This window comes from Catellatospora paridis, assembly GCF_009720365.1.
GTDB classification, from domain to species: domain Bacteria; phylum Actinomycetota; class Actinomycetes; order Mycobacteriales; family Micromonosporaceae; genus Catellatospora; species Catellatospora paridis.
In genome coordinates this window covers 28692-43662 of sequence record NZ_ML769328.1, presented here as the reverse complement: position 1 = coordinate 43662, position 14971 = coordinate 28692, and the positions used below count along the sequence as shown (strand labels likewise).

Genomic DNA, 14971 nt, shown 5'->3' with positions numbered 1-14971 from the left:
CGGCGCCGGCCGGCCCGCCGACGCGCGGCCCGGTGCAGCCGCCGGCCCGCCCGTCCGGTCCCCCGCCCGGCACGGGCGTGGTGCCCGGCCAGCGCCCGCCGCTGGACTCGCCGCCGCAGGCGGCGCAGGACCAGTCGAAGTTCGACAAGTTCAAGCCCGACGAGACCGGCACCGGTGCGCTCGAGATCAAGCCGGTCCGCAGCGGGCGCGTGATCATCATGGTGGTCGTGGGCTGCGCGCTGCTGCTGGCCGTGGCCTTCGGTGTCCTGATCGGCGTGGACAAGCTGCTCAACGGCGACGATGGTGCCGCCCCGACGTTCGGCGTCGGCGACTGCCTCAAGCAGTCGGGCGACGTGGCCGTCGCCTCGGCGTGCACCGAGCCGCAGACCTACAAGGTCGAGTCGGTGGCTGACAGCAAGGACCAGTGCACGGACAAGACGCAGCCGCATGTCACGGTCGGCAGCAAGGTGCTGTGCCTGGTGCCGAACTCCGGGAACGGCGGGCAGCCGTCGACGGCGCCCTCGGAGCCTGCGGCCACGCCGACCTCGTGACAGTCCTGCACTCGTAAGTGATGAAAGGCCCTGTGGTGCTGACCACAGGGCCTTCTATTTCGTTCGCGTGACGTCACACCCGGCCACCAGACTGGGCGCATGTTGCGCGACGCCCTACCCGCGAGGCCCGAAGCACGCCGGATGCTCGTCGGCACCCTCTTCTCCGCGCTGGGCCGTGGGCTGACGCTGCCGTTCCTGTTCATCTACCTCACCGACGTGCGGCACCTGTCCGGCACCACGGTGGGCCTGCTCATCGGCTGGTTCGGCCTGCTCACCCTGGCCGTCTCGCCGCTGTCGGGCTCGCTGATCGACCGGTTCGGCGCGCGCCGGGTGGTCATGCCCGCACTGCTGATCGAGGCGGTCGGCGTCGGCTCCCTCGCGCTGGTCGGCAACACCTGGCAGGCGGCCGCGGCGCTGACGCTGAGCGGCCTGGGCGCGTCGACGATCTGGGCGGGCCAGAACACCATCCTCACCTCGATCACCGGGGAGCAGGAGCGGCAGCGGGTGTTCGGTCTGCAGTTCGCCCTGCTCAACCTCGGCATCGGCATCGGATCGGCGACCGCCGGCACCATCGTGGACACCGCCCGGCCGGGCACGTTCCAGCTGATCTACCTGCTGGACATGCTCTGCTACGCCGGACCGTTCCTGATCCTGCTGACCCTGCCCGGGGTGGGACGGCGCCTCGTGGAGACGCCGACCCTGAACGCGAACGGCCGCAAGCGAGGCTATGCCGAGGTGCTGCGGCACAAGCCGTTCCGCCGCCTGATCATCTTCAGCGTGCTGCTCACCGTGTCCGGATACGCGCAGCTGGAGGTCGGCTTCACCGGCTTCGCGACCAAGGTCGCGGGCGTCACCCCGCAGATCATCGGGTACGCCTTCACCGCCAACACCATCGTGATCGTGCTGGCCCAGCTGCTCGTCATCAAGAAGCTCCAGGGTCGCAGCCGCACCCGGGCGCTGGCCGCGGTCGGCGGCGTGTTCGGCACCGCCTGGCTGGTGCTCGGCCTGGCCGGCTACGTCGACGGTGGCAACGCCGTGCTGAGCGCGGTGATCGTGATCCTGTTCGGCGCGATCTTCGCAGTGGGCGAGACGATGCTGTCCCCGGTCAGCCCCGCCCTGGTCAACGTGCTCGCCTCGGACGAACTGCGCGGCCGCTACAACGCGCTCTCCTCGATGGTGTGGGGCATGTCCGCGATCGTCGCCCCGGTCAGCGCCGGCCCGCTGCTCGGCGCGGGGCTGGGCGGCGTGTGGATCGCGCTGGTCACCGTCGGCACGCTCGCCGCCTCGCTGGTGGCCCTGTCGCTGCGCAAGCTGATCACCCCGGAGCAGGACGGCCGCCTCGCCGAGCCGGCCGCGCCCGTGGCTCCGGCGCCCGTTCCGGCCTGACCTCGCCCGGCGGCAAGCCACGTCACACCCCGCCCCCGAGCCGCTCCCCGCATGATCGGGCAGAATGGCGTGATGCGGGTACGGGCGCCGGAGCTGCGCGGACGAGGCTGGTTGAACACCGGCGGCAAGGACCTCAAGCTGGCCGACCTGCGCGGCCAGATCGTGATCCTGGACTTTTGGACCTTCTGCTGCATCAACTGCCTGCACGTGCTCGACGAGCTGCGCCCGCTCGAGCAGAAGTACGCCGACGTGCTGGTGATCATCGGGGTGCACTCGCCGAAATTCGAGCACGAGCGCGACCCGGAGGCGCTGGCCGCGGCGGTCGAGCGCTACGGCGTGGACCACCCGGTGCTCGACGACCCGACCATGGACATGTGGCAGCAGTACGCCGCCAAGGCCTGGCCGACGCTCTCGGTGATCGACCCCGAGGGTTACGTGGTGGCGAACATGGCCGGCGAGGGCCACGCCGACGGGCTGAGCCGCCTGCTGGACGAGCTGATCGCGGTACACGAGGCGAAGGGCACGCTGCACCGCGGCGACGGCCCGTTCGTGCCCCCGCCGCCCAGCGACAGCCTGCTGCGCTTTCCGGGCAAGGCGCTGCCGCTGCCCGACGGCACCCTGCTCGTCTCGGACTCGGCCCGGCACAGCCTGGCCGTGCTGGACCAGGACCTGTCTGCGGTGCTGCGGCGCATCGGTTCGGGCGGGCGCGGGCGGGCCGACGGCGGCCCCGCGGAGGCGAGCTTCTCCGAGCCCCAGGGCATGTGCCTGCTGCCGTCCGAGGTGGCGGCGCTGGTCGGCTACGACGTCGTCGTCGCGGACACGGTGAACCACCTGCTGCGCGGCGTACGCCTGAGCGACCTGGCCGTGACCACGGTGGCGGGCACCGGCCGGCAGTGGCGCTCCAGCCTGGACGACCACTCCCACGACGCCCGCTCCATGGACCTGTCCTCGCCGTGGGACGTCGCCTGGTACGACGGCAAGGTGATCGTGGCCATGGCGGGCACCCACACGCTGTGGTGGTTCGACCCGGTGAAGCGGACCGTCGGCCTGTACGCGGGCACCACCGTCGAGGCGCTGCGTGACGGCGCGCTCGACCAGGTGTGGATGGCGCAGCCGTCCGGCCTGTCCACCTCGCCCGACGGCAGCCGGCTCTGGCTGGCCGACTCGGAGACCAGCTCGCTGCGCTGGATCGAAGGCGGGCAGATGCACACCGCGGTCGGCCAGGGCCTGTTCGACTTCGGGCACGTGGACGGCCCCGCCGACCAGGCACTGCTGCAGCACCCGCTGGGCGTGTGCGCGCTGCCGGACGGCTCGGTGCTGATCGCCGACACGTACAACGGCGCCGTCCGGCGCTGGCAGGACGGCACGGTGTCCACCGTCGACAGCGGCCTGGCCGAGCCCAGCGACGTCGTGCTCGACGCGGACGGCAGCGTGATCGTGGTCGAGTCGGCCGCGCACCGGCTGGTCCGGCTCGCGCCCGCGGCGGCCGGGCTGGTGGACGGCGGCCGGCACAAGGTCGAGCGGCCGCCGTCGCCGCTGGCCGCAGGCAGCGTCACGCTGGACGTCATCTTCACGCCCGCGCCGGGGCAGAAGCTGGATCGCAGCTTCGGTGACCCGACCCGGCTGGAGGTGTCCGCCTCCCCCGCCGAGCTGCTGCTCGAAGGCGCGGGGGTGACCACCGACCTGTCCCGCAAGCTGGTCCTCAACCCGGCCGTGCCGCAGGGCGTGCTCCAGGTCGTGGCCCAGGCGGCGACCTGCGACGCCGACGCCGAGTTCCCGGCCTGCCACCTCACCCGCCAGGACTGGGGCGTCCCCATCGTGATCACCCCGGACGGCCCCGACCGGCTTCCCCTCATCCTCCGCGGCCTCGACTCCTGACCCGGCGGTCAGGCGAGGAAGGGGCGGAGGGGGACGTCGGCGTACTGGAGGGCCTCGCGGACGGCGCGGGCCAGGGCGACCGCGCCGGGGGTGTCGCCGTGCAGGCAGATGGAGTCCACGGCGTGCGGCAGCACGGTGCCGTCCAGCGCGATGACACGCTGGTCCACCGCCATCAGCAGCGCGCGGGCCACCACCTCCTCCTGGTCGGTGATGACCGCGCCGGGCTTGCTGCGCGGGAGCAGGGTGCCGTCGGCCCGGTAGGCGCGGTCGGCGAACCCCTCCGCGTAGACCGGCACGACCGCGTCCCCGGCCGCCGTCGCGAGCGGTGAGCCGGGCGCGCACAGCACCGGCAGCCCGGTGGCCAGCGCCGCCTCGACGATCGCGTCGATGTGCGCGGTCGCGTGGTAGAGCGCGCCGTGCGGTTTGAGGTACCGCACCCGGGCGCCCTGGGTCGCGGCCAGCGCCTGCAGTGCCCCGACCTGGTAGATGATCTCGTCGCGTAGCTGGTCGAGCTCGTACTCGATGAATCTGCGGCCGAAGCCGGCCAGATCGCGGTAGCCGACCTGCGCGCCCACGGCCACCCCCTGGCGGGCGGCCAGCTCGCAGGTGCGGCGCATCGTCGCGGCGTCCCCGGCGTGGAAGCCGCACGCGACGTTGGCGCTGGTCACCACGTCGAGCAGGGCCTCGTCGTCACCGAGCTCCCAGCGGCCGAAACCCTCACCGAGATCAGCGTTGAGATCCATGGAAGAACACCCTAGTGCCTGGACGGGCCTGCGCGAGCAGCCCGAGATCGGCGGGGTGGACCACCCCGACGACCGGGTAGCCGCCGGTGGTCGGGTGGTCGGCGAGGAACACCAGCGGCCGCCCGTCGCCGGGGACCTGGATCGCCCCGGCCAGCAGCCCTTCGCTGGGCAGCTCGCCGGAGACGGCTCGGGCCAGCGGCGGCCCGTCCAACCGCACCCCGATCCGGTCACCCTGGCCCACCGTGTACGCATGTCGCAGCAGCTCACCGGCATCGCTGAACCAGTCGCCGCGTGGCCCGAGCCGCACCCGCAGCCGGATCTCCTCTCCCGGCGCGCTCGCCGGAACGAAGTCGACCCCGTATCCGCCCGCCCCGATCGGTACGGGCCCGACCGGCAGGACCCGACCTGACCGCAGCGGATCGGGGCCGATGCCGGAGAGCGTGTCGGTGCTGCGGGAGCCGAGCACCGGCGGGACCGCGACGCCGCCCGACACGGCGAGGTAGCTGCGGATGCCGTGGCGCGGGAGTCCGATCTCCAGGCGTGCGCCCGCGGGGAGCCCGAACGCGACCCCGTAGGGCGCCGGCCGGCCGTCGACCGACAGGGGTGCGGGCGCGCCGGTGAGCGCGCACCAGACGGACGTGTGCGCCCGCAGGGTCGCGCCGCCGTACGTGAACTCGATCCCGGCGTCGCTCTCCGGGTTGCCGACGAGCCGGTTGGCCAGCCGCAGCGCGCCGGCGTCGAGGGCGCCGGACCGCGTCACCCCGAGTTCCGCGTAACCGACCCGGCCCAGGTCCTGCACGGTCGCCAGCGGGCCTGGAGCCAGCACCTCAAGCATCGGTGAACCTCACGAGCGTGCCCGGCGCGAGCAGCGCGGGCGGGTCCCGGTCGAGATCGAACAGGACCGCCTCGGTGCGGCCGACCAGCTGCCAGCCGCCGGGCGAGCTGCGCGGATAGATTCCGGCGTACGGCCCCGCGAGCGCGACGGACCCCGCCGGCACCCGCGTTCGCGGGCTGGCCAGCCGAGGCAGCCAGCGCCGCTCGGGCAGCCCGGTCAGGTAGCCGAACCCGGGCGCGAACCCGCAGAACGCGACCGTGAACACGGTCTCCCGGAGCACCCGGGCCGGGTCGGTCTGCCAGGCCGCCGCGACGGCGTCGTGGTCGGGCCCGTCCCAGTGCACCGGCACGTCCACGCGCTGCGGCGGCGCGGGCGGCGCGGCGGCGGGCGCGAGGTCGGCCCAGCGCGGCTCGCCCAGCACCCCGCGCAGCAGCACGGTGCGGGCCGCGGGCACGATCTCCTCGCAGCTCAGCGCGCCGCGTTCGCGGGCCGCCCGTAGCGCGCGGAACCACGCTGCCGGGTCGTCGACCTCCAGCAGCAAGCCGTCCCAGCCGTACCTTCTGACCAGCACGACGCAGATGTTACCGGCCTCACTCCCGGAGGCTACGCGCCAGTAACCTACGGTGCCGTAGCCTAGGGGGCATGACTGGCACGGCCACCCCGCAACGTCTGCGCCCCGTCGACATCGGCAAGCCGCGGATGCGCGGCTGGCTGCACGCGTACGCCTTCTTCGTCGCCCTGGTGTGCGGCGTCGTCCTGGTGTCCATCGCCGCGTTCCGGCCCGGTGGCACGCCCGTGATCAGCGTGGCGGTCTACAGCCTGACCGTGTGCGGGCTGTTCGGCGTCAGCGGGCTCTACCACCGGCGGGTCTGGAGCGAACGCGGCTACCAGACCATGCGGCGGCTCGACCACGCCATGATCTTCATCTTCATCGCGGGCACGTACACCCCGTTCTGCCTGCTCCTGCTGCCGTCGGGGAAGGCCGCGCTGCTGCTGGCGCTGGTCTGGGCGGGCGCGCTGGGCGGCGCGGCGATGTCGCTGATCTGGCCGCACGCGCCACGCTGGGTGTCCGCGCCGCTCTACCTCGCCCTGGGCTGGGTCGCGGTGGCCGTGCTGCCCGACATCCTGCACAACGGCGGCGTGACCGCGCTGGTCCTGCTCGTGATCGGCGGCCTGACCTACAGCGTCGGCGCCGTCTTCTACGCGCTCCGCCGCCCCAACCCCTGGCCCACCGTCTTCGGCCACCACGAGTTCTTCCACGCCTGCACCCTGGTCGCCGCCATCTGCCACCACATCGCCATCTACTTCGCCCTCTTCGCCTGACCCACCCCGCCACCCCGCCCGGACGCGAAGGCGTGCCCCCACGCTGCCGCAACTCTTAAGAGTCGCGCCTTCACCCAGCTCCTGAGGCCGCAACTCTTTAAGAGTTACGGCCAGGAGCGCGGCGGGCGCGGGCGTGCGGTCAGGCGCGGGCGGTGTGGGCGGCGACGAGTTTGGCGGTGTCGGTGTCGGGCCAGTCGGCTTCGGGCTGGTGGACGGCTATGCCGCAGGTGCGCAGACCGTCGGAGTCGACCTCGCCGCCGCCCGTGTCGAGCTGCTCGGACAGCTGGGAGATGGTCGGGTTGTGCCCGATGATCAGGACCGTGCGGAACTCGGGTTCCACGGACCGGATGAGGGCGAGCAGTTCGGCGGGCGCGCCCTCGTACAGCGAACGCTCGTAGCGGACCACCGGCGACCCGGCGCCCGCCAGCGCGACCGCGACCCCGTGCCAGGTCTGGCGGGTGCGCCGGGCCGGGGAGCAGAGCACGAGGTCGGGCACGTAGCCATGGTTGACCATCCAGGCGCCGGCCGCGGCTGCGTCGGCGTGCCCGCGGTCGGTGAGCGGGCGATCGGTGTCGGCGATGCCGGCCGGACGGTCGGCCTTGGCGTGACGCAGCAGCACCAGAGTGCGTGGGCGCGTTGCGGCGCCGGTCAGCGGAGCCATGTGCCCAGCTTGCCGCAAGCGGCGCGGTTGCGCATCCCAACTTCGGCGATAACAACCCGGCACCCGGCCGACCCCGCCCACGGGAACGGCGCCCCCGCACGCTTGCCGCGTGGCGAGGGGCGCCGTTCACCTATTCGTGGGATGGGTGCGGGGCGCGGCCGGAGCCGCACCCCGTGGGGTCAGAAGGAGGCCTCGTCCAGGTCCATCGCGTCGAGCGTGGCCAGCTCGACGATGCGCCGGTCGGAGCCCAGCCGCGGCAGCACCTCGCGCGAGAAGAAGCGCGCGGTGGCCACGACACCGGTGTAGAACGCCTGGTCGGTGCCCGGCTCACCGGACAGCTTGCGCAGCGCGACCTCGGCGCGGCGCAGCAGCAGCCAGCCGACGACCAGGTCGCCGATGGCGAGCAGCAGGCGGCGCGAGTGCAGGCCGACCTTGTACAGCGAGCGCGGGTCGTCACCCTGCGACTCGGCCAGCCAGCCGGTGAAGGTGCCCAGCATGGCCTGCACGTCGCCGAGCGCGGCGGCCAGCGACGCGCGCTCCTCCTTGAGCTGGCCGTTGCCGGACTCGTTGGTGAGGAACTCCTGGATCTCGCCGGCGACTGACATCAGGGCCCGGCCGTTGTCCCGCACGATCTTGCGGAACACCAGGTCGAGGCTCTGGATCGCGGTGGTGCCCTCGTACAGGGAGTCGATCTTCGCGTCGCGGACGTACTGCTCCAGCGGGTAGTCCTGCAGGAAGCCGGACCCGCCGAAGGTCTGCAGCGACTCGGAGCCGAGCAGCTCGAACGCGCGCTCGGAACCGCAGCCCTTGACCAGCGGCAGCAGGAAGTCGTTGATCGCCGAGGCCCGCTTGGCGGCCTTCTCGTCGCCCGCGGCCGTGGCCATGGCGACCCGGTCCTGCCAGTACGCGGTGTACGCGACCAGGGCACGCAGGCCCTCGGCGTACGACTTCTGCAGCAGCAGCGAGCGGCGCACGTCCGGGTGGTTGGTGATGGCCACCCGCGGCGCGGTCTTGTCCGTCGACCTCAGCAGGTCGGCGCCCTGCACCCGCTCCTTGGCATAGGCGAGCGCGTTGAGGTAGCCGGTCGACAGCGTCGCGATGGCCTTCGTGCCGACCATCATCCGGGCGTTCTCGATGATCAGGAACATCTGCCGGATGCCCTCGTGCACCTCGCCGACGAGCCAGCCCTTGGCCGGGACGCCGTGGCCGCCGAAGGTGGTCTCGCAGGTCGTGGAGACCTTGATGCCCATCTTGTGCTCGACGTTGGTGACGAAGACGCCGTTGCGCTCGCCCAGCTCGCCGGTCTCGGCCTCGAAGTGGAACTTCGGCACCACGAACAGCGACAGGCCCTTGGTGCCCGCAGCGTGGCCCTCGGGGCGAGCAAGCACGTAGTGGATGATGTTGTCGGACATGTCGTGCTCGGCCGAGGTGATGAAGCGCTTCACGCCCTCGATGTGCCAGGAGCCGTCCTCCTGCTTGACCGCCTTGGTGCGGCCGGCCCCGACGTCCGAGCCCGCGTCGGGCTCGGTGAGCACCATCGTCGAGCCCCACTTCTTGTCGACGAACAGCTCGGCCCACTTCTTCTGCTCGTCGGTGCCCTCCAGGAAGAGCACGTGGGCGAACGACGGGCCGGAGCCGAACATCCAGACCGGTGCGTTCGAGCCCAGCACCAGCTCGGCGAACGCCCAGGTCAGGGTGCGCGGGGCGGAGCTGCCGCCGAGGGCGGGCGGCAGGTCCAGGCGCCAGAACTCCGAGTCCATCCAGGTCTTGAAGGACTGCTTGAAGCTCTCCGGCATGGTCACGGTGTAGTTCGCCGGGTCGTAGACCGGCGGGTTGCGGTCGGCGTCGGCGTAGCTCGCCGCCAGGTCGACGCGGGCCATGCGATCGATCTCGCTCAGCACGCTGCGCGCGGTGTCCGCGTCGATGTCGGCGAAGTGACCCTCGCCGAAGGGCGTGTCGAAGACCTCGAACAGGTTGAACTCAAGATCCCGCAAGTTGCTCTGGTAGTGGCTCATTCTTCCCGCCCTCAGCGCATTCAGTTACCGACCAGTAAGTCCGACTGTATTACTCGTCAGTAACCATCGGCAAGCGAACTGCCGAGAAGTTCACATCACACCCAGGTGAAATCTCCCGGCTCGACCCGGTCGGACATAGTCCTCAAAACGGACATAAGCAAGTCACCACACCGCGTCGCGCAACCTTTCCGCATCGACGTCGTTCTTCCGGGTGACGCGCGGGCACCCTCGCCCCGCCCGCCACAGGGGGAGGAAGAAAAGATGATCGAGAACCTGCGCAAGCTGATGTTCGAGCCGCGCTACCCGGTCCGCTACATCGGCCGCCACCGGGCGCCGAGCGCGCTGCCCGCGTTGACCCTCGCGGTCCGCCGCAGCCGGTCCACCTCGGTCGCCTAGTTCGTCGCGCCGAGTTCCCAGCTGGGCACCGGCGCCAGGGTGGGCTGCGACGGGCCCGCGTACTCCATCAGGATCAGCGCGATGTCGTCGTCGAGCCGGTTGTGCACCCACTCCATCAGCGCCGACTCGACCGAGGCCAGGCCGTCGCCCACGGTGCCGTGGCCGAGCAGCTTCCAGGCCCGCTCGGTGATCGGGAAGAACTCGCCGTCCCGCCGCGCCTCGGCCAGGCCGTCGGTCAGCAGCAGCAACCGGTCTCCCGGCTCCAGCCGCTCCACGCGGCTGCGCACCACCGGCATGAAGCCCAGCGGCGGCGCCGGCGACGGCGGATCAAGGGTGATCACCTCGCCGCGCCGGAGAAGGATCGGCGCGGGGTGGCCGCAGTTGACGATGGTCAGCGTGCCGCCGCGCTCCTCCACCAGGCAGGCCGTGACGAAGTCCTCGTCGCCCACGCTGCGGGCCACGGCCCGGTCCAGGTCGGCGACGATGGCGCGCAGGTCGGCCCGTTCGAAGGCGACATGGCGGTACGAGCCCAGCACGATGCTCGCCGTGCGCACCGCGTCCAGACCCTTGCCCCGCACATCGCCGATGATCATGCGCACGCCGTACGGGGTGTCCAGCGCCTCGTACAGGTCGCCGCCGATGTCGGCGGCGGCGGTCGCGGAGATGTACCGCCCCGCCACCGCCAGCGTGCCCACCTTCGGGCCCAGCGGGCGCAGCACCGCCTGCTGGGCGATGGTGGCGAGCTTGGCCAGCTCGGCGATGCGCTCGGCCTGCCGCTGGCGGACCACCGCCACCAGCGCCGCGATGCCGGTCGCCAGACCGATGCCGATCACGTTGATGAACGCGGAGAGATCGTCCTGGCTCATGCCGAAGAAGGCGAAGACCGTGCCCACCGCCGTCGCGACACCGCCGGCGACCAGCACGGCCTGCCACGGCGCGAACACCGCGGCGAGGAACGGCACCGTCGCCATCAGGCCGACGAAGCGGGCCTCCCGGCCGTCGGCCAGCTCGACCGCGCTGATCAACAAGAGCAGCACGAAGGCCGCGCCGAGTCCGGCGCGGAATCCAGGGCTTAGCGGGCGTCCGCCCGACAGGGCAAGTGGTATGCGTACGGCAACCAGCATGCCTGATCAACTTCGTTACACCGCTCAGATTGTCTCGTCGGCGGATCGTATTCTGTACGGTCGGACGAGACGCTCTTTCACGATTTTTCAGAAACTGTTTGGCCCGTTTTGGAAACGGGCAGCGTGCAGCCGATCTCCCGCCGATCCGCGGGCGACAGCCGAGGTCAGGCCGTCGGCCAGGTCCGCCAGTTGAGGTACGAGCGCGACGCCGTGGGGCCGCGCTGGCCCTGATACCGCGAGCCGTTCACGCTGGACCCGTACGGGTGCTCGGCCTCCGACGACAGCCGCAGCACGCAGAGCTGCCCGATCTTCATCCCCGGCCACAGCCGGATCGGCAGCGTCGCCACATTGGACAACTCCAGCGTCACGTGCCCGGAGAAGCCCGGGTCGATGAAGCCCGCCGTCGAGTGCGTCAGCAGCCCCAGCCGGCCCAGGCTCGACTTGCCCTCCAGCCGCGCCGCGAGCTGGTTGCCCAGGGTGACCACCTCGAGCGTCGAGGCGAGCACGAACTCACCCGGGTGCAGCACGAACGGCTGCCCGTCCTGCACCTCGACCAGGGTCGTCAGGTCGTCTTGCTGCTCCGCAGGGTCGATGTGCGTGTACAGGTGGTTGTTGAACACCCGGAACAGGCGGTCCAGCCGGACGTCGATGCTCGACGGCTGCACCAGGCTCGGCTCGAACGGCTCCAGCTCCAGCTGGCCGGACTTGATCTCGGCCACGAGGTCCCGGTCGGATAGCAACACGCAGGGAGCCTACCTTCCGCCCCCGGAGGCGGCTCCCTTCGCCGCCCCGGGCCCGGCCGAACGGCCGGAATTTTCCGCGTCGACGCAGTCCACGAGGGCTTCTTCGGCCGACGATCACCCGATGGGGGACGCACCGCGTGTCTCGATAGCGATCTCGAACATGTGTTCGATAAAGTCCCGCTCATGGCTACCTGGACCGAATTCGCCGCCGCCACGCCGTGGCTGGCCTCGTCGATCCGCGCCCTGCTGCATCAGTACGGGCCGGGCATGGGCTACCTGGCGACCGTACGGGCCGACGGCGGGCCGCGGGTGCACCCCGTCTCCCCCATCGTCACCGACGAGGGTCTCTACTGCTTCGTGATCGACTCACCGAAGCGGCGCGACCTCGAACGCGACGGGCGCTACGCCCTGCACGCCTTCCCCGCCGAGGACAGCGACGTCGAGGCATACGTCAGCGGCCGCGCCCGCCCTGTCACCAGCCTCGCCACCATCGAGCACCTCGTCCGCCAGCACCGGGCCGCGCCCACCGTCGACTGGCGGCTGTACGAACTCACCGTCGAGTCGGCGCTGCTGCACCGGCACGAGGCGGGCGCATACCCGAACACCTGGCGCGACCCGGCGGCAGGCCGGAACGGGCCGGCCCACGAGCGTCGGCCCCGCAAACCGTTCCTCCAGCTCGTGGCTGCGTGAAGGAGGACAGCGGTGAACCGCCGCGGTTACCTACGTGCACGCGACCCGTGACGTCAGGTACAGTGGTGGCCGCTCGCGGGTGTAGTTCAATGGCAGAACATCAGCTTCCCAAGCTGACAGTGAGGGTTCGATTCCCTTCACCCGCTCCACGTAGAAAAGCCTGGTAGGACGCGAGTCCCAGCCAGGCTTCTCTATTTCTCGCGATCTCTGTCCAGCTGACGTGCCCGCTGCGCCCGTCGCCCTGGTCGTGCCCGTCCTCGACGCCATCCACGTCAGCGGATCCATCGCACAGTTGCGGCCGAGAATCCTGGTCGACGATCGGTCGTCCGGACTGCCGACCAGATCGGGGTAGGTGTCAGACGCGACTTCGAAGTACTCATAATCGCCGGATGTCCTTCACAGGCGAAGCCCGACTGGTCCGCGACACGTCGCGCACTCCGGCCGAACGGGAGGCGGCCCTCCTACGCTGCGTGCGCAGGTACGCGCCATTCGGCCTGATGGGCACCCTCGGCCATCTGGACCGTCACGCCGACTCCGTCGACCCATCGACCCGACTGACCAACGCCGTTGACCTACTCGAAGCCAGCAGGACCGCCTGGCTGGCGGAGCTGGCACGGTTCGCCGCATCACGCAAGGCCGCCAAAGCGCACGGAAGGCGCCGGGCAACACGGGCCGAAGTCGAGGCCTACGCGACGTTCGGCTGGCCTGCCGATGAGAGCGGCCAGGCCGCCGGCCGGGCACTCGATCCGGACTTCCTGCGCGCATACGGTGTGGCGCTCTGGACGCCCGAGCCGGTGGACCTGCGCCGCAGGTTGCGCTGGGCGCAACGAGCGCTCGATCCGCCGTCGCGGTTCGACGGTTGCCTCACATCGTGCATGGTGGTCGTGATCGGTGTGCTCACGCTGGCCTCGTGGCTTTTATTCGATCCGCCACGCGCGTTCTGGTACGGCTTCGTCCCGGTCGCGGGTGCCTTCTTCGCCTATTCCGTCGTCGACGGCTTCCGGACGGCAGCCAAGGAGGCTCCCCGGCACCGGCGAAACGTCGAGGAGTTGGTCGGCAGACAAGAGGCCCTCCAAGCCAGGCTGCACCGGGCAGAAGGTCGCCAATAGCTGGCGTCAGCCCCTCCATCGGATCCGGAGCGTCGTCGGCAAAGGTTCCCCAGCGGGCAGAACTCACCCTCGGAGCCATCGCGGGCTTACTCCCGATGGAACGCGATCAGATCGCGTCGCCCGGCACCGCCCCCGCGGAATGGGGCTGCGTGCCATCAGCCTCTGCTGCCAGGATGGCCGGCATGGCAGAGCGGGTGATGTTCATTCAGTTGAAGACGGGCCACAACACTGACAGGGGACCCTGCTGGATCAGCGTCGTGCGCTTCAGCAAGAGCTGGAGGACTGCCCACTGGCACGACAAAACCCTCCGCCGCTGGCAGGGCATGGCTGACGCGAACTTCTACGACGTCGAAACCTTCGAGGAGTACTGGCTCTCCGGGCCGCACCGGGACCGCGCCGACACTCGCTACAGCAATGTCCGACCGACGATCGACGACGATGCCCGTGATTCGTACGAGGCGTTTCTCCGAGGGGCATCTTTGCCCGGCCGGAAGCACGGCTAGCTCTGACCGTCGCTGCGGGACGGCGCCCGGCCACGCTTCTGGTCGACACTCATCGGACCGCCCCTCATCGTTGACAATGATCTGCGGCCACGAGTCCGCGCGGTAGCGGCCGAACTCGCGTTCCACGCGAAAGGCCTGGCGAGACACGAGTCTCGGCCAGGCCTTTTCGACTATCGATCGCCGGTCTGCCGGTCCGGTCTTCAGTGCCGGTCGAGGGCGGCGACCTCGCGTACGGCCTCCGCGATGGCACGGAAGTCCTTACGCAGGATCGCCCCGTGGTTGCTGGCGACCTTCGCACTGATCTTGATGTGCTGGTTGCGGGCGACCACCGCGTCGAGGCCGGCGCGGATCCGTTCCTGCTCGTCGCCGCGGCTGCCGAGGGACGTTCCCGAGGCGACCACGTACCGGGCCGGGACGGTGATGGCGTCCAGCACCGGGCCCAGCTCCCGCTCACGGGAGATCCGGCCGATCTCGATGTTGCTGTCGGCCTGCTGTGCGGCGGTCATCCGCGGGACCAGGCCGGTCGGGCGCAGCAGCGGCGTGAACCAGCCCATCCGCTGGAACATCTTGCGGATCCGCTGCTCCATGGCCTCGTCGAGCCAGTCGTACGGGAACGCGCCGTCGACCAGGACCGCGCCCAGGGTGCGGTCCGGATTCCGGCTGGCCCAGTGTGCCCCGACGAACGCCCCGTAGGACCAGCCCACCAGCAGCGCCCGGTGCACACCCCGGGCCGCGAGCACGGCGTCGACGTCGCGGATGGCGGCTTCGAAGGAGTAGTCCGCCGAACGCTTCGACTTCCGGCCGCGGGCCCGCTCGTCGTAGGTGATGTGCCGCCATCCGGGCCCCAGTTCGGCGATGACCCGCCGCCAGTACCCCTGGGTGGCGAACTGGCCGTTGAGGTAGAGCACGGGGACGCCGGGTCCACCGGTGTCGGTGACGGCCAGGGCCGTGTCGTCGACCGGCACCATGCCGGTCCACTTCGTATCGGTTGAGGAGTTGCTGTTCATGACGGGC

The 14971-nt window shown here is 71.0% G+C and carries 15 protein-coding genes, 1 tRNA gene and 1 pseudogene; 9 read left to right on the top strand and 8 right to left on the bottom strand.

Annotated elements, in window-relative coordinates; translation table 11 throughout:
• The 3 genes and pseudogenes from F9C41_RS40870 to F9C41_RS29305 all read left to right on the top strand — a co-directional run.
• Positions 1–551: pseudogene (locus F9C41_RS40870) on the top strand (hypothetical protein); the annotation flags it as partial.
• A gap of 99 nt (positions 552–650) precedes the next feature.
• A complete protein-coding gene (locus F9C41_RS29310; RefSeq protein ID WP_155390054.1) occupies positions 651–1937 on the top strand; it encodes an MFS transporter in 1287 nt (428 codons plus the stop codon).
• 72 nt (positions 1938–2009) lie between these two features.
• Positions 2010–3815: an NHL domain-containing thioredoxin family protein gene (locus F9C41_RS29305; RefSeq protein WP_155390053.1), complete on the top strand. Its 1806-nt coding sequence runs from the start codon at positions 2010–2012 to the stop codon at positions 3813–3815.
• A gap of 8 nt (positions 3816–3823) precedes the next feature.
• Here F9C41_RS29305 and F9C41_RS29300 read toward each other — a convergent pair whose 3' ends face one another.
• Genes F9C41_RS29300 through F9C41_RS29290 form a run of 3 tightly spaced genes read right to left on the bottom strand, consistent with a single transcriptional unit; the run spans position 3824 to position 5964 of the window.
• On the bottom strand, positions 3824–4558 hold the full coding sequence (locus F9C41_RS29300) for a LamB/YcsF family protein (RefSeq protein WP_155390052.1): 735 nt from the start codon (positions 4556–4558) through the stop codon (positions 3824–3826).
• Complete coding sequence (locus F9C41_RS29295; RefSeq protein WP_155390051.1) at positions 4542–5393, bottom strand: 5-oxoprolinase subunit C family protein; 852 nt, start codon at positions 5391–5393, stop codon at positions 4542–4544. The genes F9C41_RS29300 and F9C41_RS29295 overlap by 17 nt, the downstream gene beginning before the upstream one ends.
• Positions 5386–5964 (bottom strand): 5-oxoprolinase subunit B family protein, encoded by a 579-nt coding sequence (locus F9C41_RS29290; protein WP_155390050.1) that lies wholly within the window; start codon positions 5962–5964, stop codon positions 5386–5388. Before F9C41_RS29290 ends, F9C41_RS29295 begins: the two co-directional genes overlap by 8 nt.
• A 71-nt stretch (positions 5965–6035) precedes the next feature.
• Here F9C41_RS29290 and trhA point away from each other — a divergent pair, with 71 nt between their 5' ends.
• The gene (gene trhA, locus F9C41_RS29285) at positions 6036–6716 is read left to right on the top strand and encodes a PAQR family membrane homeostasis protein TrhA (protein ID WP_155390049.1); all 681 of its coding nucleotides are present in this window, start codon (positions 6036–6038) and stop codon (positions 6714–6716) included.
• A 139-nt stretch (positions 6717–6855) separates the two neighbouring features.
• Here trhA and F9C41_RS29280 read toward each other — a convergent pair whose 3' ends face one another.
• Together F9C41_RS29280 and F9C41_RS29275 are read right to left on the bottom strand one after the other, a co-directional pair.
• Entirely contained in the window at positions 6856–7368 is a 513-nt protein-coding gene (locus F9C41_RS29280) for a SixA phosphatase family protein (protein ID WP_155390060.1), read from the bottom strand.
• Between the two features lie 188 nt (positions 7369–7556).
• Positions 7557–9392, bottom strand: coding sequence for an acyl-CoA dehydrogenase (locus F9C41_RS29275; protein ID WP_155390048.1), 1836 nt, complete (start codon positions 9390–9392; stop codon positions 7557–7559).
• Positions 9393–9653: 261 nt separating this feature from the next.
• Here F9C41_RS29275 and F9C41_RS41900 point away from each other — a divergent pair, with 261 nt between their 5' ends.
• Positions 9654–9788 carry a hypothetical protein gene (locus F9C41_RS41900; RefSeq protein ID WP_269058988.1) on the top strand — a complete coding sequence of 45 codons (135 nt, stop codon included), beginning with the start codon at positions 9654–9656 and terminating at the stop codon, positions 9786–9788.
• Here the strand turns inward: F9C41_RS41900 and F9C41_RS29270 are convergent.
• A complete protein-coding gene (locus tag F9C41_RS29270; RefSeq protein ID WP_155390047.1) occupies positions 9785–10912 on the bottom strand; it encodes a PP2C family protein-serine/threonine phosphatase in 1128 nt (375 codons plus the stop codon). The two genes, F9C41_RS41900 and F9C41_RS29270, sit on opposite strands and share 4 nt — an antisense overlap.
• Before the next feature lie 164 nt (positions 10913–11076).
• Positions 11077–11655 carry a dCTP deaminase gene (dcd, locus tag F9C41_RS29265; protein ID WP_155369331.1) on the bottom strand — a complete coding sequence of 193 codons (579 nt, stop codon included), beginning with the start codon at positions 11653–11655 and terminating at the stop codon, positions 11077–11079.
• A 183-nt stretch (positions 11656–11838) separates the two neighbouring features.
• Here dcd and F9C41_RS29260 point away from each other — a divergent pair, with 183 nt between their 5' ends.
• From F9C41_RS29260 to F9C41_RS29245, 4 genes are all read left to right on the top strand, one after another.
• Positions 11839–12345 (top strand): pyridoxamine 5'-phosphate oxidase family protein, encoded by a 507-nt coding sequence (locus tag F9C41_RS29260; RefSeq protein WP_155390046.1) that lies wholly within the window; start codon positions 11839–11841, stop codon positions 12343–12345.
• A 75-nt stretch (positions 12346–12420) separates the two neighbouring features.
• Positions 12421–12494, top strand: a tRNA-Gly gene (locus F9C41_RS29255).
• Between the two features lie 240 nt (positions 12495–12734).
• On the top strand, positions 12735–13454 hold the full coding sequence (locus F9C41_RS29250) for a hypothetical protein (RefSeq protein WP_155390045.1): 720 nt from the start codon (positions 12735–12737) through the stop codon (positions 13452–13454).
• A gap of 182 nt (positions 13455–13636) precedes the next feature.
• Positions 13637–13957, top strand: a complete 321-nt coding sequence (locus tag F9C41_RS29245) for a hypothetical protein (protein WP_155390044.1) — start codon at positions 13637–13639, stop codon at positions 13955–13957.
• Between the two features lie 200 nt (positions 13958–14157).
• Here F9C41_RS29245 and F9C41_RS29240 read toward each other — a convergent pair whose 3' ends face one another.
• A complete protein-coding gene (locus F9C41_RS29240; RefSeq protein ID WP_155390043.1) occupies positions 14158–14964 on the bottom strand; it encodes an alpha/beta fold hydrolase in 807 nt (268 codons plus the stop codon).
• Positions 14965–14971: the final 7 nt, after the last annotated feature.